The following is a 24,478-nucleotide window of genomic DNA, read 5'->3' on the forward strand; positions in this document are numbered from 1 at the left end:
CACTACCAATAGACAAGAGGGCGCCATGCGCATTGCACGAGACCTGGCCGACGCCGTTGGCAACACCCCACTGATCCGTCTGCGTCGTATCAGCGAGGAAACCGGCTGTGAAATTCTCGGCAAGGCCGAGTTCCTGAACCCGGGCCAATCCGTCAAAGACCGCGCGGCACTGTTCATCATCAAGGACGCCATCGCACGCGGAGAGCTGAAGCCCGGTGGCACCATTGTCGAAGGAACGGCGGGCAATACCGGTATTGGTCTGGCGCTGGTCGGGGCCTCGATGGGGTTCAAGACCGTGATCGTGATCCCGGAAACCCAGTCGGAAGAAAAGAAAGATATGCTGCGTCTTGCCGGCGCGCAGCTGGTGCAGGTACCGGCGGCTCCGTATCGCAATCCGAATAACTTCGTGCACTATTCGCGCCGTCTGGCCGAAGAACTGGCGCAAACCGAGCCGAACGGGGCGATCTGGGCGAACCAATTCGACAATGTGGCCAACCGGCAGGCACATGTGGAAACCACAGGGCCCGAGATTTGGGAGCAAACCGGAGGCAAGGTTGATGGCTTTGTCTGCGCTGTCGGCTCCGGGGGCACATTGGCCGGTGTCGCCGAAGTGCTGCAGCCAAAAGGCGTCAAGATCGGCATAGCCGATCCGATGGGCGCGGGGCTCTATTCCTATTACACCACTGGTGAAATCGCGATGGAGGGTGGCTCGATTGCCGAAGGTATCGGACAGGTTCGGATCACCAAAAACCTCGAAGGGTTCACACCGGATTACTCTTATCAGGTCACGGATAACGAGGCTCTGCCCTATATCTTTGCCCTTCTGCGCGAGGAAGGCCTGGTGATGGGCGGCTCAACCGCGATCAACATGGCGGGCGCTGTGCGCTTGGCCAGAGATCTGGGTCCGGGCCATACGATTGTGACGATCCTGTGCGACTATGGCACGCGTTACCAGTCCAAGCTGTTTAACCCCGAGTTCCTGCGGGAGAAAGAACTGCCTGTGCCGGACTGGATGACCGAGGCACCGCGCAGCATTCCCGGCGTTTTCGAGGACGTATGATGCCACGGCGATTTCGCCTGCTTGCTGGTCTATTTACGCTTTGGTTGATCTGTCTGAGCAGCATGGCCGCTGCTCAGCTGTCGGATCGACAAAGCGAGTATTATCAAAAATGGCTGAGCACGGCGGATCGCGCAGAAGAAGTGATCGAGGCCAACAGGGCCTCGGAAGCAGCGCTTGAAAACCTGCGGCTAGAACTGGACGGGTACCGCGAGGATTTCAACAGGGCGCGTGGGGCCAATACCGAGCGTATCGCAACGCTTCAAAACCAGATTGAGGCGTTGGGACCGAAACCCGAAGGTGACGCGACCGAGCCTGAGGAAATAGCCACACTCCGCGAACATCTTGAAAGCCAACTCAACAGCTTGCGTGTTCCGCGCATTGTGTCGGAGGAGGCGTTTACGCGGGCCAATGGTCTGATCAATGAAATCGACCAGATCCTGCGCGAACGCCAGGCCAAGGAATTGCTGGAACGTGGCCCATCCCCCTTGAATCCAGCCAATTGGCGCCCGGCATGGGTCGACTTTACCGAAGCGACCAAAGGTCTGTGGAACGAGACTATCAGAAATCTCTCGTCCGATGTCGTGCATGAACAACTTCGCAACCGTGGGCTGGGAATATTCCTGCTTGTAGCGTTGGCGGTGGTGCTTGTCAGCTATGGGCGGCGCTGGTCCGAGCAGGGCGGCGCGTATATCCGCCATTGGGGTGGACGTGGAAGCGGTGTCGGAACCTTTGTCGTCTCGCTGCTGCGTGTCCTTCTGCCCTGGCTTGGGGTCGTCGCGTTTGTGAACGCAGTCAAGATGACGGGTATTCCGGGTCTGCGCGGCGCTTTGTTGCTAGAACAAATTCCGTACTGGGCCTGGTTGATCTTTTACTATGACTGGATCGGGCGTCAGGCCTATGTGCTGGGCGCGGCGCAAGGGTTCAAAAGGTTCTCGGAAGCGCCAACCAAAGAGCTTCGGGTCTACCTCGATCTGCTTGCAATAATGCTGATCTTGCACGAGATGGCCGTTCTGTTTGAGCAGATCGAGAATATCTCGGATGCAACCCGGGCCGTTGTTTCTTTCCCCGTGATTGTGGGAACCGCAATTCTACTGCTGAGAATCCGGCGGATACGGCGGCCCAATGCCCAGGACAGTGATGGGAAACCGGTCACCTTGGCCGGGTTCAGCCAATTGGTCGAGATCCTGCGACGGGCCTTGTTTCTGCTGGGCATCGCTGCGCCGATACTGGCCGTATTCGGTTACACGAATGCAGCCGAAGGCATCGTGTTTCCAACGGTCAAAACGCTAATACTGATTGGCGCGCTGGTGATCTTTCAGCGCTTCTTCAGCATGCTTTATGGCTGGATTACGGGGCAGGGCGACGCCGCGCGGGATTCTTTGTTCTCTGTCCTTATCGGTTTTGCGCTGGCACTGTTTTCTCTGCCTCTGATCGCGCTTTATTGGGGTGCGCGCGAGACTGACTTGCGCGAGATTTGGACGCGTATTCTGCAAGGGTTCGATATTGGCGGCGTCACCATTTCGCCCAGCAATTTCCTGACCTTTGTTGCGATCTTTATCATCGGCTATACGCTGACGCGATTGCTGCAGGGCGGGCTGCGCAGTTCTTTGTTGCCCAAGACCAAAATAGATCCCGGTGGGCAGAATGCGATTGTAGCCGGGACCGGCTATGTGGGTATCTTTCTGGCAGCGCTGGTCGCAATCATGGTGGCCGGGTTCGATCTGTCTTCACTGGCCATCGTGGCCGGTGCGCTGTCGGTAGGCATCGGGTTTGGCCTGCAAACCATCGTGTCGAACTTCGTCTCAGGCATCATCCTGCTGGTCGAGCGCCCGATCTCGAAAGGGGATTGGATCGATGTGAACGGGATGATGGGCTATGTCCGCGACATCTCGGTCCGGTCGACGCGGATCGAGACCTTCGACCGGTCGGATGTCATTGTACCCAACTCGGATCTGATCAGCGGTGTCGTTACCAACTATACCCGCGGCAACACAATCGGACGCGTGATCGTTCCCGTGGGCGTGGCCTATGGCACGGATACGCGCAAGGTCGAGGCCATATTGGGTGAGATCGCCAATGCCCACCCCATGGTGCTGGCCAATCCGGCTCCGAGTGTTGTGTTCCAGGGGTTTGGTGCGGATTCGCTGGATTTTGAAATTCGTGCGATCCTGCGCGACGTGAACTGGATGCTCTCTGTCAAGTCGGACATCAACCACGAGATCAACCGTCGCTTTACAGAAGAAGAGATCGAGATCCCGTTCGCACAGCGCGATGTCTGGCTGCGTAACGCCGAAGTACTGCGCGCGGCTTCTGAGCCACCCGCAACCAAGGATCCAGAGGCCCCGAAAGAACCCTCGAAGTCGCCGGTCGAACTGAGCGAGTCGGATATGGATTCCGGCACCGGTGACGAGACCTGACTGTGGTGGCAGGCCCAACAAAAGGCTGAACTTTTCGAAGCATTCTGGCCTTGCAAATCCGCTTGTGATGGTTCACATACCGTCGATACGGAGAGGTGGCCGAGTGGTCGAAGGCGCACGCCTGGAAAGTGTGTAGGCGGGAAACCGTCTCCAGGGTTCGAATCCCTGTCTCTCCGCCATATACTCTTTCAAATGTTCGGAGATCGCCGCATTTGAACGTGCATGACAGGGCTGTTCGAGGGGAAATTGCCACGCTTTCATGAGAATATGCACTGACTTTGGCTCATGTTCCGTCGCTTTGCTGGACGTCGCCGGTCAATCGCCGTTAGATTTCTGAAAACGAGAAAAACGGGTCAGAGCAGAACAATGACTGTCAATTCTTCCGAAATGCGGGCTTTTCCGCAGTGTTTTCGTGTGATGTGCCATGCGCGCTGATATTCTCTTGTCCATTATTATCCCGGCCCATCATGAGGCTGAAGGGCTGCAAGAGAGCTTGACGGTCATTCGCGGCCATACCGAAGATCTGTGTGCTGTTGAGTTCATTGTGGTCGATGACGGCTCGTCGGACGGTACGTGGCAGGTCATTCAACAACTGTCCACACAGCACAGTGATATTCACGGCGTGCGCCTGTCGCGCAATTTTGGAAAAGAAGCTGCTATCGCGGCGGGGCTTGAGGCAGCGCGCGGGGATGCGGTCGTAACCATTGACGCTGATCTGCAGCACCCGCCCGAACTGATCCGTGAGATGTTCAGGAAATGGCAGGCGGGCGCCAAGGTGGTGAACACCGTCAAGGAAAACCGTGAAGAGGAAGGTCCGATCAAGGCCTTTCTGACACGATGCTACTTCAAATTGTTCTTTGCTTTGGCCGGGATGGATGTAGGCAATGCGGCGGATTTCAAACTGCTCGATCGCGAGATTGTCGATTGCCTGATCGCCTTACCCGAGCGCGAGCGGTTCTATCGCGGGCTGGTTGCCTGGGTCGGGTTCGAGCAGGACACGATCCTGTTCACCGTTGCGCCGCGCAATGCAGGTGAAGGCAAGTGGTCGATGACCAAATTGCTGCGGTTGGCGCTCGACTCGATCGTGTCGTTCAGCACCACGCCGATGCATTTGATGACGTTTCTGGGCGGAGCGTTTGGCCTTTTGGCTGTCGCGCTCAGCCTTCGAACTTTGTGGCTGTGGATCACAGGCGCCGCTGTTCCGGGTTTCACCACGGTTATCTTGCTGCAGATCATCGTTGCCTCAATCTTGATGATCGGGTTGGGCATCATTGGGATTTACATCGCCAAGATCTATGAAGAGGTAAAGCGCCGACCCGACTTTATTGTTCGGGAGCGGACGTCGATGCGACCTCTGGCGCATAGCGATAGACGTCAAACGGACCAACCTGAAACGGAGCTTCGGAGTGTGCCTTCACGTGATCCAGAAGCTGCGCGCTGAGCGGGGTCAGGTATTTGTCAAACCTTCGGTTCACCACGTTTAGCGGAGCGGCCTCGTCCAGCGCGGTGATGGTGTTGGTGACATCGGCGTCACTTAGCAACCCCATGGCTGTCGAGAAATAGCGCACGGGCGGGGTGCGATTTGTCATGAAGTACAACTGTGGCTCGACCGGAATGGTCATCAGGTGCTCATCATCTGAGCCTGTGCGTTCAAGTTCTTTCAGTAGGGCTTCAAAATCCGCGATGTCATCTTGCATCAGCCGCAGGCTGACACCTGGTAGCTCTGCCCGGACCGGTGGGCCGCGCCGTTCACCTGCAATGATACCGGTCAAACCACGCTCGACCGGTTGACCGGCCTGAAACGCAATCGCCCAAAGCGCGACGGCCAGCACGATCACCGACAGCGCAAGGGTGCCGCGCAAGATCAGCAGCGCGCACAACACCGCGGGCAGGACAAACATCAGGTAGATCGGGATCTGATAGTGCAGAGCGCCGATGGCCCAGAATACGGCCAAAATAGCGGTGGGTGAGCAGCGTTGAACATGCGTCACATCGCGGTTCACTATAATCCCAAGGGCCGGAACGGTCAGGATCAGGAAGATCCAAGCCAGACCGGATAGCGATGCCACCAGACCAGCACCCGAAAGCATAACCTGCCACGCCATTTGCAGCAGGTTCCAAAAGCTGGCCTGTGCGATGAAAGCCTGCCCGTGGATCGACAGCGCCGAAAACAACATGTCGTTGAGCCAGAATCCAAAAGCGTCCTTTGAAAGGTTTGATATCGCCAGCGGAAGCCCGGCGATCAGAAACCCGGCTAGAACCAACATCACGGTGCGTCCGGCATATCCCCAAGAAAACCGTGCAGTCAGCGTTGCCGTGATCAGCAGGCCCAAAGGCCAGATACCGGCCCAGAGTAAGGCCGAAATCTGATCTTTGGTCGCTACATAGAGGATCAGCCCAAGGCTTGCGACGGCCCCGATCAGCAAGGCCGGACCTCGTGGATTGTCCTGTTCCTTTGGGGCCTCAACCAGCAAGACGCAGATCAGTCCCAAGGCCAGGAAAACACCGCTGAGCTGGCGGGTAAAGAAACACATTCCGACCAGAAGGCCTGCCAGAAACAGCCGCAGCATGGACCCCGGCCGCAGCTTTTCCAGGCACAAGGCCAGAACGAAGAACCAGCCCAAGGCGTGCCAATTTGCGCTAGGGTTCGGGAATTGCACAAAGGAAAAGGCCGCAACGGCAATGCCGCCCACACAGGCGACGAAAGGACCCCGCGATGCGAGAAGGATGTAGGCGATGATGCTCTGCACCAGCGTGATTGCGATCAAAGGATAGCGCAGGCTCAGCAGGTCCTCACCAAACAGGCGAAAGGCCCAGGCGTTCAGCAGGTTGCCGTAACCGGCATGCAGATCGATGATATCCTTGTGGATAATGTCCCCGGCATTCATGCGCTGCGCGATGTAGGCGTAAACGCCTTCATCCACCGGCCACCAGAACAGATCATGGTAGAAAAACAACAGCAACGCGACCGACATCAGGCTCAGGAGTACCCCTGCCATATGAGGGTGTCGCGCGATCACCGGGCTGCGTCAGTCTGAGAAAACAGGGTTGTTGCAGCCGAGCCGATAGCTGCGGCCACGGCCTGCGACAGGCCAAAGATCACCGCCATTGCAATGGCGGTTGGGGCCTCGACCCCAATGGTGGCAAAGGCTGCGGCGGCAGCGAATTCCCGCGTTCCCCAGCCTCCAACTGAAATCGGTAGCGTCGCGGCCAGCAAGACCGCGGGAAACAGCACCAAAACCCCGAAGAACCCAACCGGAGCCCCTTGTTCCAGAAAAAACAGGTAAGCGATCAGGATGGAGGCGAGATGAGCAAAGATGGACAGGGCCGCGGACAGCCCTGCCACAGATAGGAACGCCGGGCCCAGAGCCGCTTTGTTTTTCGCACTACGTTGCCACCAGATAAGGATCGCGACCGTTATCGTTGTCGGCAGGACAAAGGCGGCAAGGGCCACATAGATGGGAAGGATGGATGCGGCGGCGATGGCTCCAACAAGAACGATGGCACCCAAGGCAGCAAGTCCGATGATGCGATCAAAAACGCCAACCGCCATGGCGGTGCTCAGGCTCAACCCGTGTTTGCGCACCAAAAGCACACGCCCGGCATCGCCTGCCAAGCCGGTGGGCAGCAGCAGGTTGCCCAACGTGGTCAAAAAGGTCAGCCGCGTGGCTTCCGTCAGGCGCAGATGAGCACCAACAGAGCGGGCCAGGATGGCAAAGCGCCAGGACAGGATCAAAACGATGCCGGCCTGAATGGCAACCATCACCGCAAAGATCCAAAGCGGTATAGCGCGCAGGCGTACCCAGACCTCGGACAGATCGATCAGGCTGGCGGCGATCCCCAGCAAGAGGATCAGGCTGAGTACCCTCAGAAGGGCGCGTTTGCGGGCGTGACGCGGGTCTGTCACTGATGACCCCGACGCGCCGGATGGAGATCCGAAAATTGCGCCAGGAAAGCGCGACCCCTCGGGGGAGGCGCTGTCCTTGGGCGGCAGCTGGACGGTTTCCACCGGATCAGCCTTGCGTGTTCAGATCCAGCGTTTCGCGGATTTTCGGCTTGCGCATTTTCCACAGCTTGCTGTCCACGATGTAGTGATGGAAATTCACGATCTGATAGAGAACGATGGTGGCCGACAGACCGGCAAAGAACACCCAGTCGATGGCGCGCAGAACGCCCCAATACACCACGCCGGTGATCACGATGCAGGTCAGAAGATAGAGCCACAACCGCTGTGGCTGCGAGATATAGGACAGGAACTTGGCATCGGGATCCACGCCGTCCTTGAAGCGTTTGACGTTGAACATCCAGACGAACAGGATGTACTGCGCGTTGTGCCAGATGTTGATCATCAGCCAGCCGATCGTGATGTCACTGGTGCCAACATAGGCCAGATAGAAGATCGCAAAATGCGACAGCATGTACATCGAATGAACGATGGCCAGACGCCCTTCGCGCGCGGCCATGACGCGCGCAACGACCCAATAGGCCAGAAGGGCAAGAGTGATATATCCGGCGATTGCAGCAACTTGCGGCGGAACCGGTGCTGACCACAGCTCTAGCCCAATAAATGTTGGCTGCTGCTCGGCAGAGCGACTGAGGATGCCAAAGATCGGCAGCGCGTAGAAAATCGCCTGATCCAGCCAACCATCTTCGTATTTCGCCTGCGGATCCTTGCCGCGATAGGCGCGCGAAATGCCCCAGCTCTGACGGGCATAGTGCCACCACTGCCAATAGAAATAGATCGTTACGATGACCCAGAGGCCAAAGACCCACGCAACGCCCAAAGTGCCGACGACCACGAGTGGCAACAGGATGAACAACATGTTCTTGTTCTCGGCATAGCTTTGCTTGTCAAAGCAGATGCGCGTGTAGGTGGCGATCACGTGGTGATAGCCCAGGAACCAAAGATCGATAACCAGTATCGGATAGAACAATGACGGCTCGATAAGTACCACGGCGCCTGTGATACAGGACAGCGCCAGCAGCCCGATAATGAAGCCGGTATCAAAGCGTGCGTTTCTGAGCCAAGGAAGCTCGGCATAGGTGCGGGTCGGAAGCGATGCGTCGGTCACTGCGTAAATCCTCGAAAGCTTTTTGTTTTTTGTGAGATGGGTACCACTTGGTCATGATCTTAACCAAGAAGAATGGCGCAAATTGGGCCTTGCAATGACATTGGTGTAGCGCCGTAATCACAGGTAAAAACATGTATTTCAGAGCTTTGTTTCGAAAATGTATACAGTTTAAGTGCGTTGAAAACGGTCGAGAAGCCGCGCCAGGCGGGCGGGTAAAGCGATTTGACCCAAAGGGCAGAGACTGTCACACAAGGGGCAGATATCCGCGCTTTCTCAAGGGGTAGTCCGTGCAGCATGTCATCGAAGAACCTGGGGACTTTGTGCACTATATCAATCTTGATCGCGTCCCGGCGCGCAAACGTTTCATGGAGACGCAGTTCGCTCGGGCAGGGTTAAACAGCGCCCATCGGATCAGAGCGATTGATGCGGGTCAAGACGCTGCGTTGGATCAAAATGGCTATGTCCCCGGAACCGGCACCCGCTGGGGCTTGAAACGCAGCGAAATAGCCTGTTTCGAAAGTCACCGCCTGGTTTGGCGGCAAGCGCTCGAGCGCGATGCACCGGCTGTTGCCGTTTTCGAAGATGACGTGGAAATGTCAGCAGGCGCGGGCGCTGTGATAACAGAACTTCTGCGCAATCCTTCTGAATTCGATTTTGTAAAGCTTGACTATTCGCCGCGGTCCTTGCGGTTCGGTGCTGAGACAACCATCGGATCGATTGTGGTGCGCCCCATGCTGGAAATGGCGCCAAGCGCGGCAGCCTACGTGGTGTCGCAAGAGGCGTGTCGTAAACTGCTGGGTTGGTCGGAAAGCTATTCGGACCATTTGGATGATTTCGTCTCGCTGCCGCGTCCGGGTTGGCGCATGTATCAGTGCTTTCCCGCAGTTGGCGTTCAAATGATCTGGTCGGCCAGCCAAACCGAAGTCGAAGCACCCGTCGCCGCCAGTGAGCGAACACAGGATATCAAGACCAACAGCGGATTGGACAAGGGCCCAGCCTGGTTTCGTGTGCGCCGGGAACTTCGGGCTGCAACTCGCAAGCTCTACTGGCGTCTGGGGGCGCAAACCCGGCTATTAGATCAGGGGGGATATGTGGGGTACATTCCTTGTGCAGATGACTTGAAAGTCTGAACAAATTCGCGTTTCGGACAAGTGTTTACGCGTTAATCGTTAACAAAAGGCCCAAACTGATATAGCGTGGTTGTGTTGACCACTTGAATTCAGATTGGTGCGAGTTGTGAGTCAGACGATCTATGAAAAATACGGCGGGTTCAAAACCATCAGCCGTATCGTAATGACCTTCTATGAATGGGCTTTGGATTCCGACGAAATTGGTGACTATTTCGACGATATCGACATGCCGCGTCTGATCGACCATCAAACCAAGTTCGTCTCATCTCTGGTCGGTGGCCCGGCGTCGTTCAGCGACGAACGGATCGAAGCCGTGCATCGCCACCTGAACATCTCACATAGCGATTTTGATGAGATGAGTGCGTTGTTTGCGCAAGCGCTGGAGCATCACGGGATGGCGCCTCGTGATATCGAAATTGCCTTGGCTGCGATTGAAGAAAAGCGTGGGATTATCGTCGTTCGGACCCCTGCATGAGCATTCTGGCCATCAATGAACATCTGCTGCGCGCCATTGGTGTGGGCGTCGCGGTGCTGCGCGCGTCTGACCTGACCTTTGTGTTCCACAATGGTCCCTTTGCGGAATGGTTCGGCACGCCTGAACCTGGTCAAACGCTGCCTGAGTTCTTCCCGGATCTGGATCTGCGAGAATTGGAAGACGTCAAGCAATCGGGTCTTCAATACTCGGCCGAGCTTCAGATCAAGCCCAAACGCCGCACGTTGATTTTTGCAACGACGGTATCTCTGGCCAATGGGTTGGAAGAGCAAGTGCTGGTGGTCGAATTCCAGAACATCACGCGTATCCGCGAGTTGGAAAGCATGATCGACAGCTATTCGACCATGGTTGAACGCAACACCCGAGAGTTGGAGCGCGAGAAAGAGCGCGTCGAGCGTCTGTTGCTGAACCTGATGCCGCGCGCGGTCTATGAAGAGTTCAAGACCTTTGGCGTGGTGACCCCGCAGCTTTACAAAGAAGTCTCGGTTGTGATGCTGGATTTCGTCGGGTTCACGGATTTTGCCGCCAAAACTGACCCGACTGTCACGCTCAGCGAGTTGAACGATATTTTCACGGCCTTTGACCGCATCGTTGAACAGTTCGGGTGCGAGCGTATCAAGACGATTGGCGATGCGTATCTGGCGGTTTCCGGGATGCCGGATGAAACCCCCGATCATGCCACCGCCGTGGCCCATTGCGCAGTGCGTTTCCTGCGGTATCTGGAACGGCGCAACGAAAGCCATCCGCATAAGTGGCAGGCACGTGTCGGGCTGGCCACTGGGCCCGCCGTTGGTTCGGTGGTTGGGGTACAGAAATATGTCTATGACGTGTTTGGTCCGGCGGTGAATACCGCATCACGTCTTCAGGTTTTTGCAAAACCTATGCATATCGCGGCGCCGGCCGATATGACCTATGCCTTGATCGACGAATTTCAGATCACCGAAATTGGTCCGGTAGACATCAAAGGCATGGGTGTCATGGATCTGGTCAACGTCACCTCGCGCCTGAGCACGCCGCAAAGAACGCGCTCGTTCTAAGGTTAGTCGTCTTGGGGTAAGAGGCCGAGGCCGCGCAAATAAATACCTATGCCGGTCTCCAGCAGGTCTTCGGGAGGGTAGGGTGAAGTGGCGCCAGTGTTGCGGGCAAAAAGTTCGACCACCCCATGGCTCATCGCCCAGATATGGGCACTGAACATCGAAGCGGGGGGGCGTTTTTCCGGCGGGATGTGACGCGACAGATCTTCGGCTGCCCTTTCAAGAACCCCTTTGGCACGGTTTGCGGCCATCGCCAGTTCGGGGGTGCGGTTGACCGAAATGCCACTTTCGAACATGGCGATGTAATGGCCTGGATGTTTGCGGGCAAAGGCCAGATAGGCGCGACCGGTTGCTTCGAACGCTGCCAGAGCGGACGGCTGACCCTTGTCATAGGCAAATTGCATCAAGTCAGCGAATATTTCAAACCCCTGGCGCGCGGCCTCGGCAATTAGATCCTCGCGCCCCTGGTAATGGCGATAGACTGCTGCCGGGGTCACACCAGCGGTCTTGGCCGCCTCAGACAGGGTGAATCCGGTTGGACCCTTGGCTTCGATCAGGGACAGCGCGGCCTCGATCAAGGCTTGTTTGAGGTTTCCGTGATGATAGCCGCGTTTGCTCATGCCCGGGTCATCTTTTTCTGACTGCTTGCCGTCTGGATGCATAGACATAGAGCACACAGCCAGTAGCGTCCAACGGTGATCGGCGTTTGAGGGTCACGCATCCCAAAGTTCCGGTCCACCGCAAATCTTGGGATCGGGTGAGCCTACAGCGCCGGGGTCTTTCTGGTCATAGTTCAGCGCGCTCAGAACAGTGCGGATCGCAGCAAGGCGGGCACGCTTTTTGTCATCTGACCGGACGATATTCCAGGGAGACCGATCCGTGTGGGACCGGGTCAGTGTTTCCTCGATCGAATTGCTGTACTCGTCCCATTTGTCCAGACCTGCGATATCGATCGGGCTGAGTTTCCATTGCTTTAGCGGGTCTTCCTCACGCGCAAGAAACCGATTCAGCTGTTCTGCGCGACCGACGTTCAGCCAGAACTTGAAAAGTGTTATGCCGTCATTCACAAACCCGGTTTCCAGTGGCAAAACTTGTCGGAAGAAACGCTCGCGCTCTTCGGGCGTGCAAAAGCCAAAGACGTTTTCGACCACGCCACGATTGTACCAACTGCGGTCGAAAAACACGATTTCCCCAGCGGAAGGCAGATGCTGCACGTAACGCTGGAAATACCATTGGCTCCGCTCGGCGTCCGAGGGTTTGCTCAGCGCGACATTTCGCGCGCCCCGTGGGTTAAGGTTTTCCCGGAACCGTTTGATTGTTCCGCCTTTTCCAGCGGCATCCCGGCCTTCGAATATCAAGGCGATCCGTTGTCCGGTTTCTTTGGCCCAGGCCTGCATCTTGACCAGTTCGATCTGGAGCGCGTCCATCTGATCGAAATACTCATTGGATTTCATCTTCTCTGAGTAGGGATAGCTGGGCGTCAGAATCTCGCCTTTCTTGGAGGTCTCAATCGCTTTGCGAACGTCCTTTGGAGCGTCTTTCTTGAAATACTTCTTGATTGCCCCTTGTGTGGTATGGGTCATCCGCACCTCGCCATAAAATCCATAACTTACTATGGATTACACAAGAGATTAACGCAAACCCGCACGTTCAGCGGCCCGGTCAATTGCTTCAGCAACGGCGTCGGCTGCCACGATCTGTGGCATGTGGCCTATGCCGTCCAACTCCACCAACTCTGCCCCGGGAATCTGCGCCAAAAGGCCCGGGCCGTGCCAATCCAGGCTTACGGTCGTGTCAGCGGTGCCATGCACGATCTCGGTCGGAACGGAAATATCCCCATATCGTGGCTGCAATTCGGTTACTTCATCCAGAAGGTTGGCCATTTGACGGGCGTTGGTGTGCATCGAGCCGCGTCGAATCGTCAGATCAGGGCCAAAATGGTCCGCATATCCTTCAGGGGCGGTTTGCGGTGCAAAAACCTGATCCAATGCATTGTCCACGAACCATTGCGGCACAAAGCTCGACACAAAGGGCAAGACAAGCGCATCGCCGACCTTCGTAGACGCCATCTGGTTGAACCCGCTCAATGGCGTTTCCCAGGGGATTGCGGGTGGCGCCATAAGAACCAAGGCAGATAAGTTGTCTGGGCGGGTCACAGCCCAAGCCAATGACACTGATGCGCCATAGCTTTGCCCCGCGACAATCGGTTTTTCAGCCCCCAGTTGCGCCGCGGCATTTTGTAGAACTTCTGCTTGTTCCTCAATAGTTTCGCCGTTGGGGTTGAAGCTGTCGGAATAGCCCAGCCCGGGCCGGTCGAAGACGATCACCCGATAGCGATCGGACAAGATCGGTGCCAAAGCAAAGGTCATGTCGCGGGTATTGCCGTTCGAACCATGGATCAGGACCACATCAGGGCCTTCGCCCATCACCACGGCGTGGATGCGGATGCCGTCGACGTCAATGAACTGGCCCTCGGCAGGAAATGCGGTCTCGGCTTCAGCGGTCTGGTGGTAAGACCGCCATAGAGCAAAGCCCCACATCAGCACCAACACCACAAGCAAAAGGACCGCGACACGCATCAGCTTGATCCGGACCTCAAATCGGTTTTCTCGACACCGATCCGTGTGATGTCATACGGGGTGGTTTCGTAGATCTCACTGATCCAGTTGCCATAAAGCAGATGCGCATGGCTGCGCCATCGGTTTTGAGGCGCCCGGGTCGGGTCATCGTCAGGGTAGTAGTTCATGGGCACGTTAATCGGCGTGCCATTGGCAACATCCCGGTCGTATTCCTGTTTCAGCGTGTCGCTGTCATATTCGAAATGGTTGAATATATAGAGCGCACGATGGGCCGGGTCCTCAACCAGACAAGGCCCAACCTCGTCACTGCCCAAGAGTGTTGTCAGACCTTCCGCTGCGTCGATCTCGGCTTGTTTCATTTCGGTCCAGCGGCTTACGGGAATGACGCAATCATCAGAAAACCCACGCAGAAACGGTGAAGCAGGCACAAGGTTCTGATGTCGGAAACACCCAAAGGCCTTGGCGTCCAGAATGTGTTTTTTCACACCGTGGAAATAGTTGATCATTGCCATTCCGCCCCAGCAAACACCGAAAGTGGAGTGTACGTTGGTTTGGGTCCAATCGAAAACTTCGCCCAGCTCTTGCCAATAGGTGACCGCATCAAACTCCAGATGCTCAATCGGCGCGCCGGTGATGATCAAGCCATCAAACTTCTGATCCTTGACCTCCTGGAACGGCTTGTAGAATTCGGCCATATGAGCTGCGGCTGTATTCTTGGTCTTGTGTTCCGTCATGCGGATCAGAGACAGCTCGATCTGCAGGGGCGTGGCCCCGATCAGACGCGCGAATTGGTTCTCGGTCTGAATTTTCTTGGGCATCAGGTTCAGAAGCCCAATCCGCAGGGGGCGGATATCCTGACGGGTGGCCTGATCTTCGTCCATGACCATGACACCCTCTTGGCTGAGGACGTCAAAGGCAGGCAGGTCGGACGGGATCTTGATCGGCATGAGGGGGGCGTTCCAAAAGTATAAACAAGGCCTGATACTTAGGTCGGGTTGGCGCGAGCCTCAAGGGTGCGTTCGATCAACTCATCGAAATCGCCCGAGTCACGGACCTTGCCAATGTCATCGGCGGTAACCGTAATGCCCCAGTTGTCGGCCATCGCCTGATAGCGCGGCTGACGATGAGCCAACGCACGGGCATAGGTCCAGCGCACGAAGGCATCCGGGTCGACCTCCGACGCGGCACAGTTTTCCTGCTTGAGGTATTCCTCCCACATCTGGTCCAAAAATTCGGCCTGGTAGGACATCGGCTTTGGAGCCTTGTCGAACCGGCGGATCAGTTCTTCGGTATGGGCGTCATCACCTTGTATCCAGATCATCAGCGTCTGGCGCGACAGTTCCGACAGGATCTGATCGTTTGGATCGTCCGGGTTAACCCATTCACAGATCGACCCGCCCGTATCGCAGATAAAATAGGGATAGTGATACAGTCGTTCAGCGCGGTCGATGAAATACTCTGTATCCAACAAGGCATGGATCTCGGCCAGTCGGAATTGCTCTTGCCGGCGGCGGTACTCCGATATCTCTAGCCCGCCCAGATCGGGGTTGCCCGGTTTACCAAGATAGGCCGAAACCGGCGTCAGGTTTTCGAACGAGATATTCGAGCCGATATAGATGGAATCCGACAGCAGAAGTTCACGTAGGAACGGCACTTTCATTGCCTGTGCCTTGGCGTTGTCGGTGATGTATTCGCCCATATAGCGCGTGCCGATGCGGTAATCGATCGAATAGTGAAACCAGTCGCCCGCGTCGCGCAGCACGTTCGAGACATAGGTTTTACCAAGCCCCGACATGCCAAAGAACAGCACTTTCTTTCGCGCCGCCTCGCGCCAATCCTTTGCCGAGTTATAGATCATCTTCCGCAGCCTCTTGTTTTGACCTAGCTAAATCGGGCCGGGCGCGGCGTCAATCTTGTCGGTTGGCACGGCTGAGAAGGATCAGACCGAGGGCCAGAATGGCAAAGCCAAGATAGGCGTTGGGCGACAGCGCCTCATCGCGCAAGGTTGCGCCCAGAACAATCGCCACGGGCGGGATGATCAGGGTGACCAACATCAGATTGCCGCTGCCCGCTTTGGCCAGCACGCGGTAATAGAGCAGATAGGCGCCCGCGGTGGCGATGATTGAGTAATACCCAATCGCAAGCAGCGCTTGCCAGGGCAACGCAAAGGTCGGTACACCATCTACAGCCAGCGTGATCGGTGCCATCATCAGGGTGGCACTAGTCAACATGCCCGCCGCAGCCACCTGAGGTGGCAGGTCGGTCAGGTGTTTTCGGGCCCACACGGCGGCGCAGGCATAAGAGACGGTGCCCGCAAGTATCGCCAGTTGGGCCAGGCTTGCTGGGTTCAGGCTGGTGAAATTCTGTATCCCTATTGCAATTGACACCCCCAGAAACCCAAGCGTGACACCCAGCAGCCGGAGCGGGGTCAGGCGTTCGTCTTTGAAAAACACTGCCGCCAGCAAAACACCAAATATCGCGGTGGCTGCGTTCAGGATCGAGGTCAGCCCGGTCTCAACATAAAGCTGACCCCAGGCCATCAGGGAAAAGGGTAGCACATTGTTCAACAGCCCCATGACCAGAAAAGCCAGCCAATGGCGCGCGCTTAGGTGCAGGGGGACACGTCTGAGCCAAATGACGATCCAAAGGACCAAACTGGCCCAGAACACGCGGTGAAAGACCGACGTGACCACGGGCACAACATCCAGAGCGACGCGTATTGACAGGAAAGATGCGCCCCAAATCACGCCCAAAAGGACGAATTCCATCCAGGTTTTTGCCGTAAGTGTTTTTTGCAAAGCCATGGTTGTCTTTGTCACGCACAGATCGCGGCGACGACCCGGATCATGCGCAAAAAACCCTGCCCGTCAGGCAGGGTTTTGGTGGTGTCATCCCATTTGGTCAAGGGGCTCAGCGCAGAGCATTGAACGTGTTGACCCCCCTTGAACACAGGGTCAGAAGCTGAAGCCCACGCGGATCCCAAAGCTTACCGCGTCGTTGCCGCTGAAATCTGCGCGCGCAACGTCTGGTGTGCCGGTTTCTGCGAAAGCGTCACCCAGATCTGTGTACCGCAAGCCACCGCTGATCCGCATGTTTTCATGGGTGTATTGCAAACCAACACCAATGCTTCTGAAGCCATTGGTCGGCGCAAGCGGCGATACCAGATCGTCGTCATCAGCTTCTTCATAGCCAAGGTTGACCGACGCCGCCCAGTTTTCGTTGAAGCGATGCGCCAGGCCCAGGTTGAAGGTGAACGAGTTGTTGAGGTCAATCAGCTCGACGCTGGGAAGCGGCCCAACGGCGGTTGTGCTCAACTGTGTCTGACTGTGGTCGGCCCAACGCACGCTGCCGAAAAGAAGCGTGTCTTGGGCAACGCCAGTCTGAAAGTCCAGATTGACCGATTGTGGTGTCTCGACCTCTTGCGTTCCGGTCAGGGTGACCGGGAACAAAGGCGAGCTTTCCGTGGTGTCGAAGTCAAAAGAAATCTTCGACTGGTAGGTCAGGGCAACCCGCAGTGCGATATCGGGGATCTCATAGGCGGCACCCAGAACCCAGCCAAAACCTCCCTCACGATCAAGGTCGATCCCGTAACCCGAGAATGGACCATAAGCCAGGCCTTGCAGCTGGATATTACCCTCAACCTGTTGGTAGCGCACGCCACCGTGCACACTCCAGTTGGGGTCGAACTTGTAGCGCAACAAGGCTGTATAGCTGTCAGATTCGGCAAACGCCTCGGTCCCGCCCAAAAGCAGCGATCCTGGCTGCGTTGGGTTGCCCGACGGCGTGGGATAGCTGATATCCGACCCAAAGGGCTGATCATAGATCAGTGCGGCCGAGAATTGGTCATTGAATTGGTACTTTACCCCCGCACCAACTTGGTTGAAGTCCTGCGCAACGTTCCCTGTGGGCGTTCCGAATGGGTTTTGGTTGGTCAGGTCGGTCCCTTCGACATCCGGGTTGGTCCTCGATACAAAAAACTCCGCATAGTTTCCTTCTTCGAAGATCAGGGTTATCGGTTGGCCGCTGCGATCCAGACCACCTGCCTGCGCTGTTGTCGCTCCGACACACACGGCGCAAGCGCTAAACAGCGCTTTCCTCATATTATTCTCCCTTACACTGTCCAATGCCGGAAAACTGCTCTTGTTTGAGGTCACCCGGCGGTGTTACCGGGCTGTTACTCCCTTATACGTTAAAGTTCCGTCAACTGGTGACCCCGCGTTACTTTGAGGTCTTGACGTTACGGACTGTTGCAGATTCGTTACGATTCTCGGACCGAACATTCAGGTAGATACCCGCAAATATCACAATGGCACCCAACAGGGTCCAGAGGTCGATCGGCTCGTGATACAAGAGCATCCCAACGATCGCGATCGTTGGAAGACGAGCGAAATCAAAAGGGATGACGACCGTTGCGGGCGCAATGGCCAGCGCATTTGTGATGCAGAAATGCGCGAGCAAACCGGCAAATCCAACCAACAAAAGGAAAGGTACAGTACTGCCATTGGGCAGGGTGATCTCACCATCAATGGCCGACGCGACAAGACCCAATATGGCCTGCATCACGGTCAGCCAGAACATAATGCAACCGATGCTGGCAAAGCGGGTCAGCGACTTGGTCGTGATTGTTGTCAGCGCAAAGAATACGGCCGACAGAGCTGCGGTGACCAGTCCAAGACTGATCGGCGCTGTACCGGGTCGCGTAACCATCAGAATTCCGGCAAATCCGATAAGTGCCGCAATAACTTTGAGAGGCGTAAGACGCTCTTTCAACAAAAGCGGCGACAATAGGATGACCCAAATGGGCTGCGTAAACTCCAACGCGAAGACCTGGGCCAGTGGGATGACACCAATCGCATAGAACCAAAGGTTCTGCCCGGTGAAATGCAGCACGTTGCGCAGCCCGTGTTGACCAAGCTTTTGGGTGGAAACCTGATGCCACTTTCCGGTGAACGTAAGAACCAGGCAAACAACGCAAACGCCAACAAGGCTGCGATAGAACATGATCTCGAACGTGTCGTGCGTTGTGCTCAATTCGCGCCCAGCCACCGCCATCGACGTAAACGAGGCAATTGCCCCGGTCATCCAAAGCCCGGCTTTGGCGATCTGCGGTTTTGCGGTGGTCAATTCGATCTCGTTTCACAGGTTAAGTATCGCATGGATACGCTTTTGACCGAGTGTGTATACGAAAAAAGCCGGGACAAAGCCCGGCTTTGAACTATTCCCACTCGATCGTGCCCGGAGGCTTGGAGGTGATGTCATAGGTGCATCGGTTGATGCCTTTCACCTCGTTGATGATGCGGGTAGCGGTTTCACCGAGGAACTCGTGGCTGAACGGGTAATAATCTGCGGTCATGCCGTCCACCGATGTCACGGCGCGAAGGGCGCAGGCATAGTCATAGGTGCGCCCATCGCCCATAACACCAACCGTGCGGACGGGCAGGATGGCGACAAAGGCTTGCCAGATTTCGTCGTATAGACCGTGTTTACGGATCTGGTCGATATAGATCGCATCTGCCTCGCGCAGGATCTCAAGCTTGTCGCGGGTGATCTCGCCGGGGCAGCGGATGGCAAGGCCCGGGCCGGGGAAAGGATGGCGGCCTATGAAGCTGTCGGGCAGGCCCAGTTCGCGGCCCAACGCGCGGACCTCGTCCTTGAACAGCTCGCGCAGCGGTTCGACCAGTTTCAGACCCATCTTTTCCGGCAGGCCGCCGACATTGTGGTGCGATTTGATCGTGACCGAGGGGCCGCCCGAGAACGACACGGATTCGATCACATCGGGGTAGAGCGTGCCTTGCGCCAGAAACTCGGCGCCCTCGATCTGATCGGCATATTTCTGGAACACGTCGATGAACAGCTTGCCGATGATTTTGCGCTTGGTCTCGGGATCGCTTTGGCCTTCGAGTTCGCCAAGAAACAGCTCGGTCTCATCCGCATGGATCACCTGCAGGTTCATGTGATCGCGGAACATGCCGACCACCTCGGCGGCCTCGTTCTTGCGCAAAAGCCCGTGGTCGACGAACACGCAGGTCAACTGGTCGCCAATGGCTTCGTGGATCAACGCGGCCGCGACCGAGCTGTCGACACCGCCCGACAGAGCACAGATGACCTTTTTGTCGCCAACCTGGGTGCGGATCGCCTCGACCATCTGTTCGCGATAGGCGCCCATGGTCCAGTCGCCTGTGAACCCGGCCAGGCGCACGAAGTTTTCATAGAGCCGCGCACCGTTCGGTGTGTGGTGAACCTCGGGGTGGAACTGCACGGCGTAAAAATGCCGGTCAGTGTCGGCTGTAATGGCATAGGGCGCGTTGGGTGAGGTTCCAAAAACCTCAAACCCCGGTGCCAGCTGGCTGACATGGTCGCCATGGCTCATCCAGACCTGCTCGTCGCCGTCTGCGAACCAACCCTCCAGAATATCAAGCGGCTGGCCGGGCGTGACAAAAGCGCGCCCGAATTCTGCGGTGCCGCCACCGCCAGATATCTTGCCACCTTCGACCTTGCCACCCAGTTGCTGCATCATCACCTGTTGGCCATAGCAAATGCCCAGAATGGGCACGCCATAGTCAAAAATCTCTTGCGGTGCACGGGGCGAACCTTCGCGCGTCACACTGTCGGGGCCACCTGAGAAGATCACCGCCTTGGGGGCCATTTGGCGCACGAAATCCATAGTGACATTCTGATAAGGGTGGATTTCGCAATAGACATTCAACTCGCGCAGGCGGCGTGCAATCAGTTGCGTTACCTGGCTGCCAAAGTCGATGATGAGAAGGCGGTCGTGGGTGTCCTGGGTCATGTCTGGCTATTAGGTTGCAGGACCGCGCAGTGCAAGCAGAATGAGCGGCAACTCGCTTTCTATTGGCAGATGCATCATATCGGAGGGTCATATGCCTGAAATTGAACTGAGAAAAGCCGTCCAAGGAGATGCCGCACCTATTCGCGCCTGTATCCAATCGGCCTATGCGGAGGCCCTGCGGGATTTGCCGGATTTGCCGGATGTTTCGGGTGGGGTCGAAGAGGAAATCGCCGCACATGACGTTTATGTTGCAGCGCGTGGACAGGACGTCTTGGGTGTAGTCGTGTTTGAACGGGTCGATGACGCAATCATGGTGTTTAATCTGGCGGTCGGTCCGTGGGCACAAGGGCAGGGGTTGGCGAAACGGCTGCTGAAGGTGGCGAAAGATCAGGCTGTTCATGAGGGATTGACGCGTATGGTTCTGAAAACGCATGTCAAAATGACCGCCACACGGGCCATGTATCAGCATATGGGATGGGTGGAAACGGGCGCTGACGGGAACACGGTAGCATTGGAAAAGGTCTTGGGCTGAACATTGTCACTCAGCGTCATATGTCGCTTTTTCCCCAATAGCGCCGCAATACACCGGCAGAGCGTGTAAGGTGTCCTGTACCACCACGTTCAAATCGTAGCATTCAGAAGCATAAAGGCGGGATATTCGCATGGCTGAAGCAAACACCCGACGCAGAACCAGAGGCGGCGGTGGCGCGGCACGGCGGGCCGAGCGCACTGCAGTCAAGATCGAGACTGCGAAATACATCGAACGCAATATTCCCAATTTCGAGGTTCTCAACGACGAAGCGCTAGAGATCATCGAGGCAAATGCCGAGACGGTACTGGCCGAGATCGGGGTCAATTTCGTTGATAACCCGGCCGCACTTGAACGTTGGCGCGATGTGGGGGCTGAGATTGAAGGCGAGCGTGTACGCATTCCGCGCGGACTGGCACGTGAGTTGATCAAGACAGCGCCCAGCAGCTTTACGCAACATGCCAGAAACCCAGAGAAATCCGTTGTTGTCGGTGGCCGCAACCTGGTTCTGGCACCGGTATACGGCCCTCCCTTTGTGCGCGATGCCCAGGGTGGTCGGCGCTATGCGACGATGGAAGATTTCAACAAATTCGTGAAGCTGGCCTATATGTCCAAATGGCTGCACCATTCGGGCGGGACAGTGTGCGAACCCACCGATGTGCCGGTGAACAAGCGCCATCTAGATATGTTGCTGGCGCATATGACGCTTTCCGACAAGCCCTTCATGGGCTCGGTCACCGATCCAAGCCGTGCGCAGGATTCGGTTGAGATGTGTGAGATCCTGTTCGGCAAAGAGTTCGTGCAGAACAACACGGTGATGACCTCGCTGATCAACATCAACTCGCCCATGACCTTTGACGATATCATGATGGGCGCGCTCGAAGTTTATGCCAAGAACAATCAGGCTTGCATCGTGTCGCCCTTCATCGTAGGTGGCGCAATGGCTCCGGTCTCGGTTGCGGGGACGTTGACGCAGGTTCTGGCCGAGGTTTTGGCCGGTGTGGCTTATACGCAGATCATCCGTCCGGGTGCGCCTGTAATCTTTGGGGCATTTGTATCTTCGATCGACATGAACTCGGGTGCGCCGACCTTCGGAACACCCGAAGCATCGCACGTAACCTATGGCGCGGGTCAACTGGCGCGGCGTCTGGGTCTGCCGTTCCGGTCTGCAGGGTCGTTCTGTGGCTCGAAACTTCCCGATGCGCAGGCCGCCTATGAAACAGCGAATTCGCTGAATATGGGGCTGATGGCAGGTGTGAACTTCATGCTGCACGCGTGTGGCTGGCTTGAAGGCGGTCTGGTCGCTGATTTTGAGAAATTCGTCATGGATGCCGACCAGTTGGGCGTGTTGCACGGGCTGGCCAAAGGCGTGGCCTATGACGAAAATGCTCAGGCCATGGATGCGATCCGCGAGGTTGGTCCCGGCGGGCACTATCTGGGATGTGCCCACACACAGGCCAATTTCAAGGAAGCTTTCTGGAAAACCGACCTGTTGGATTACAAGCCGTTCGAGACGTGGGAAGAAGAAGGCGCGCGCGATACGCGAGCGCTGGCCTCGGCGCGGGTTGAGCATCTGCTTGCCAACTATAAGCAACCGCAGATGGACCCAGCCATTCAAGCCGCGCTCGAAGCTTATGTGGCCGATAAAAAGGCGTCGATGCCCGACGCGTTCACCTGATCAGGCGTAATGCGAGGCGCGGCTGGCCTGATACAGCTGCGCTTCGCCGATCAAAGCGATCAATATGTCCAAATGCCTGACCAGCGAGTAGGCCGCATCCTCATCTTGCCGCAGGTCATTCACGTCCCGCTCCACCTCGATCAAACGCATCAGCGCGGCACCCGTTGATGGCAGGGACCCATACCCCAGAACACGCTGCAAGTGCCGTTCGCGATCATAATCCTGCGCGCCGATCTTAGCCGCGCGGGTCAAAAGACGGGGGCGGCGCAATGCTGAAATCATGGTCATCAAGTCCTGCATGGGAAGGCTCCTTGGGTCAGAATTTCTCTGGCCATGTTGTTGCACAACCTTAGCGGGTGTTGCCTTGTCCAGCTTCGCCCCGAACGTTGGTTTCACGAGTGTTTATCTTTTTGAACCAATTCTGCTCGCTGTCGTCCGAGATTAACGAACGAGCAACGAAAGCACCTCTAGTTAGATTTGGTTAACTAAGAATCCGGCGACAGAGATTGGCATTTTGTTTTGTCGACGAGGGCAAATAAATATGGAAAACAGCATGGCTTTCACCGTTCCTGCATGGGTCCCGGAAGGGGCGCAGCGATACCTGGCACATACCGAGTCGGGGCGATCGATCAGGGATATTGCGCGAACCGAGGGGTGCCATGCCTCGACTATTCTCAGGCAAATCCGGCGTATTGAAATGCGTCGGGATGATCCCTTGGTGGATGCGGCCCTTCAGCGGTTGGCAGATACGCATTTTACCGACGAACCGGGGCAGGTGGCAGGATCGCATATGTATGGCGCCGACGCGGATAATCCGCTTGCCGCCTATGATGAAGAGTTCGACCGCGAGGCTTTGCGCGTATTGCGCCGCATGTGTGAAACCGGCTCTGTTCTTGCTGTTGCCGAAGATATGGACAAGGCTGTGGTCGTCCGTGACAACGGGGACGGCGGCACCACAAAAACGGCGGTTGTGGAATGCAAGATCGCACAGGCGCTGGCGCTTAAGCAATGGATAACCTGCGACAATCCCGGTCGTATTTCGCGCTATCGGATATCGACCTCCGGCCGCGCGGCGCTCAGCCATCTGGTGGCTGAGGCGGAAAACCGGGCAAGGTCGCGAAATGAATTTGGCATGGCCGAGGCACAGGCTGATTTCCTGCCATTCAACGCCAAGTCCGCGTCTGCTCCCGGACGACCGAAAAAGCTCGCGCGCGCCCGATACAGCTCGGCTGAAAGCCCGTTGATCGCGTTGGCGCGACGGCGTGACAGGGATGGCAAACCGTTTCTGGACGACAGTTTGGTCACTGCGGGCGAGCGCTTGCGTGAAGATTTTGAGCTGGCTCAGATCGGACCGAAAGTGGCCCAGAATTGGGAGCATTTTCTGACCGCCGGGACAGGTGTGCGGAACGATGGACAGCTGTCCGGCGCTCAAGGTTCAAGCGGCGCCCGCGATCGTGTTGTTGCTGCGCTGTCAGATCTGGGGCCGGGGCTCAGCGATGTTGCGTTGCGCTGCTGCTGTTATCTGGAAAGGTTGGAATTGGCGGAAAAACGCATGGGTTGGTCGGCGCGATCCGGCAAGATCGTGCTGCGCATCGCCTTGCAGCGCTTGAAACGGCATTACGAAGACCAGGCTGAGCCGGACCGATTGATTGGTTGTTCCCCGGGGGCTGTTAAACGCATAGCGGCCATGCGTCGC

General features: G+C 56.7%; 21 protein-coding genes, 1 tRNA gene and 1 pseudogene. 10 read left to right on the top strand and 13 right to left on the bottom strand.

Going from position 1 to position 24,478, the window contains the following annotated elements; genetic code table 11:
• Positions 1 to 25 precede the first annotated feature (25 nt).
• The 4 genes from GOX45_RS05095 to GOX45_RS05110 all read left to right on the top strand — a co-directional run bounded on the left by GOX45_RS05095 (position 26) and on the right by GOX45_RS05110 (position 4,918).
• Positions 26 to 1,060 (top strand): cysteine synthase A, encoded by a 1,035-nt coding sequence (locus GOX45_RS05095; RefSeq protein WP_171098648.1) that lies wholly within the window; start codon positions 26 to 28, stop codon positions 1,058 to 1,060.
• Positions 1,060 to 3,477 (top strand): DUF3772 domain-containing protein, encoded by a 2,418-nt coding sequence (locus GOX45_RS05100; protein WP_171098650.1) that lies wholly within the window; start codon positions 1,060 to 1,062, stop codon positions 3,475 to 3,477. Before GOX45_RS05095 ends, GOX45_RS05100 begins: the two co-directional genes overlap by 1 nt.
• A gap of 89 nt (positions 3,478 to 3,566) precedes the next feature.
• Positions 3,567 to 3,656: transfer RNA gene (locus tag GOX45_RS05105), tRNA-Ser, on the top strand.
• Between the two features lie 245 nt (positions 3,657 to 3,901).
• Positions 3,902 to 4,918 carry a glycosyltransferase family 2 protein gene (locus GOX45_RS05110; protein ID WP_171098652.1) on the top strand — a complete coding sequence of 339 codons (1,017 nt, stop codon included), beginning with the start codon at positions 3,902 to 3,904 and terminating at the stop codon, positions 4,916 to 4,918.
• On the opposite strand, the gene GOX45_RS05115 is transcribed toward GOX45_RS05110, so the two are convergent.
• From GOX45_RS05115 to GOX45_RS05125, 3 genes are all read right to left on the bottom strand, one after another.
• A complete protein-coding gene (locus GOX45_RS05115; protein ID WP_171098654.1) occupies positions 4,800 to 6,476 on the bottom strand; it encodes a hypothetical protein in 1,677 nt (558 codons plus the stop codon). The genes GOX45_RS05110 and GOX45_RS05115 overlap by 119 nt on opposite strands.
• 17 nt (positions 6,477 to 6,493) lie before the next feature.
• Entirely contained in the window at positions 6,494 to 7,384 is an 891-nt protein-coding gene (locus GOX45_RS05120; RefSeq protein WP_171098656.1) for a lysylphosphatidylglycerol synthase transmembrane domain-containing protein, read from the bottom strand.
• Positions 7,385 to 7,490: 106 nt separating this feature from the next.
• Positions 7,491 to 8,549 carry a hypothetical protein gene (locus GOX45_RS05125; protein ID WP_171098657.1) on the bottom strand — a complete coding sequence of 353 codons (1,059 nt, stop codon included), beginning with the start codon at positions 8,547 to 8,549 and terminating at the stop codon, positions 7,491 to 7,493.
• Between the two features lie 287 nt (positions 8,550 to 8,836).
• Between GOX45_RS05125 and GOX45_RS05130 the strand changes: the two genes are divergently transcribed.
• The 3 genes from GOX45_RS05130 (at position 8,837) to GOX45_RS05140 (ending at position 11,209) form a co-directional block, all read left to right on the top strand.
• Positions 8,837 to 9,679, top strand: coding sequence for a glycosyltransferase family 25 protein (locus tag GOX45_RS05130; RefSeq protein ID WP_171098659.1), 843 nt, complete (start codon positions 8,837 to 8,839; stop codon positions 9,677 to 9,679).
• Between the two features lie 106 nt (positions 9,680 to 9,785).
• A complete protein-coding gene (locus tag GOX45_RS05135; RefSeq protein ID WP_171099253.1) occupies positions 9,786 to 10,154 on the top strand; it encodes a group 1 truncated hemoglobin in 369 nt (122 codons plus the stop codon).
• Positions 10,151 to 11,209, top strand: a complete 1,059-nt coding sequence (locus GOX45_RS05140; protein WP_171098661.1) for an adenylate/guanylate cyclase domain-containing protein — start codon at positions 10,151 to 10,153, stop codon at positions 11,207 to 11,209. Before GOX45_RS05135 ends, GOX45_RS05140 begins: the two co-directional genes overlap by 4 nt.
• Positions 11,210 to 11,211: 2 nt before the next feature.
• Here the strand turns inward: GOX45_RS05140 and GOX45_RS05145 are convergent, their stop codons facing one another.
• The 9 genes from GOX45_RS05145 to guaA all read right to left on the bottom strand — a co-directional run bounded on the left by GOX45_RS05145 (position 11,212) and on the right by guaA (position 20,575).
• Positions 11,212 to 11,826: a TetR/AcrR family transcriptional regulator gene (locus GOX45_RS05145; RefSeq protein WP_171099255.1), complete on the bottom strand. Its 615-nt coding sequence runs from the start codon at positions 11,824 to 11,826 to the stop codon at positions 11,212 to 11,214.
• Between the two features lie 93 nt (positions 11,827 to 11,919).
• Complete coding sequence (ppk2, locus tag GOX45_RS05150; protein ID WP_171098663.1) at positions 11,920 to 12,789, bottom strand: polyphosphate kinase 2; 870 nt, start codon at positions 12,787 to 12,789, stop codon at positions 11,920 to 11,922.
• A 48-nt stretch (positions 12,790 to 12,837) separates the two neighbouring features.
• Complete coding sequence (locus GOX45_RS05155) at positions 12,838 to 13,785, bottom strand: alpha/beta fold hydrolase (protein ID WP_171098665.1); 948 nt, start codon at positions 13,783 to 13,785, stop codon at positions 12,838 to 12,840.
• Positions 13,785 to 14,732, bottom strand: a complete 948-nt coding sequence (gene metA, locus GOX45_RS05160; RefSeq protein ID WP_171098667.1) for a homoserine O-succinyltransferase — start codon at positions 14,730 to 14,732, stop codon at positions 13,785 to 13,787. The genes GOX45_RS05155 and metA overlap by 1 nt, the downstream gene beginning before the upstream one ends.
• A 38-nt stretch (positions 14,733 to 14,770) precedes the next feature.
• Positions 14,771 to 15,643, bottom strand: coding sequence for an ATPase (locus GOX45_RS05165; protein ID WP_171098669.1), 873 nt, complete (start codon positions 15,641 to 15,643; stop codon positions 14,771 to 14,773).
• Between the two features lie 49 nt (positions 15,644 to 15,692).
• Positions 15,693 to 16,589 (bottom strand): DMT family transporter, encoded by an 897-nt coding sequence (locus tag GOX45_RS05170; protein ID WP_171099257.1) that lies wholly within the window; start codon positions 16,587 to 16,589, stop codon positions 15,693 to 15,695.
• A 150-nt stretch (positions 16,590 to 16,739) separates the two neighbouring features.
• Positions 16,740 to 17,885, bottom strand: coding sequence for an OmpP1/FadL family transporter (locus GOX45_RS05175; protein WP_171098672.1), 1,146 nt, complete (start codon positions 17,883 to 17,885; stop codon positions 16,740 to 16,742).
• Between the two features lie 118 nt (positions 17,886 to 18,003).
• Entirely contained in the window at positions 18,004 to 18,867 is an 864-nt protein-coding gene (locus tag GOX45_RS05180) for a DMT family transporter (RefSeq protein ID WP_171099259.1), read from the bottom strand.
• Positions 18,868 to 19,000: 133 nt separating this feature from the next.
• Complete coding sequence (gene guaA, locus GOX45_RS05185) at positions 19,001 to 20,575, bottom strand: glutamine-hydrolyzing GMP synthase (protein ID WP_171098673.1); 1,575 nt, start codon at positions 20,573 to 20,575, stop codon at positions 19,001 to 19,003.
• Positions 20,576 to 20,666: 91 nt separating this feature from the next.
• Here guaA and GOX45_RS05190 point away from each other — a divergent pair, with 91 nt between their 5' ends.
• Positions 20,667 to 21,107, top strand: coding sequence for a GNAT family N-acetyltransferase (locus GOX45_RS05190; protein WP_171098675.1), 441 nt, complete (start codon positions 20,667 to 20,669; stop codon positions 21,105 to 21,107).
• Positions 21,108 to 21,237: 130 nt separating this feature from the next.
• Complete coding sequence (locus tag GOX45_RS05195; protein WP_171098677.1) at positions 21,238 to 22,782, top strand: trimethylamine methyltransferase family protein; 1,545 nt, start codon at positions 21,238 to 21,240, stop codon at positions 22,780 to 22,782.
• On the opposite strand, the gene GOX45_RS05200 is transcribed toward GOX45_RS05195, so the two are convergent.
• Positions 22,783 to 23,082 (bottom strand): DUF6477 family protein, encoded by a 300-nt coding sequence (locus tag GOX45_RS05200; protein ID WP_171098679.1) that lies wholly within the window; start codon positions 23,080 to 23,082, stop codon positions 22,783 to 22,785.
• A gap of 241 nt (positions 23,083 to 23,323) precedes the next feature.
• Between GOX45_RS05200 and GOX45_RS22290 the strand changes: the two are divergent.
• Positions 23,324 to 24,436, top strand: a pseudogene (locus tag GOX45_RS22290) (DUF6456 domain-containing protein); the annotation flags it as partial.
• Positions 24,437 to 24,478 lie beyond the last annotated feature (42 nt).

Origin of the sequence: Ruegeria sp. HKCCD7255 (assembly GCF_013031565.1) — a bacterium.
Classification (GTDB): domain Bacteria; phylum Pseudomonadota; class Alphaproteobacteria; order Rhodobacterales; family Rhodobacteraceae; genus Ruegeria.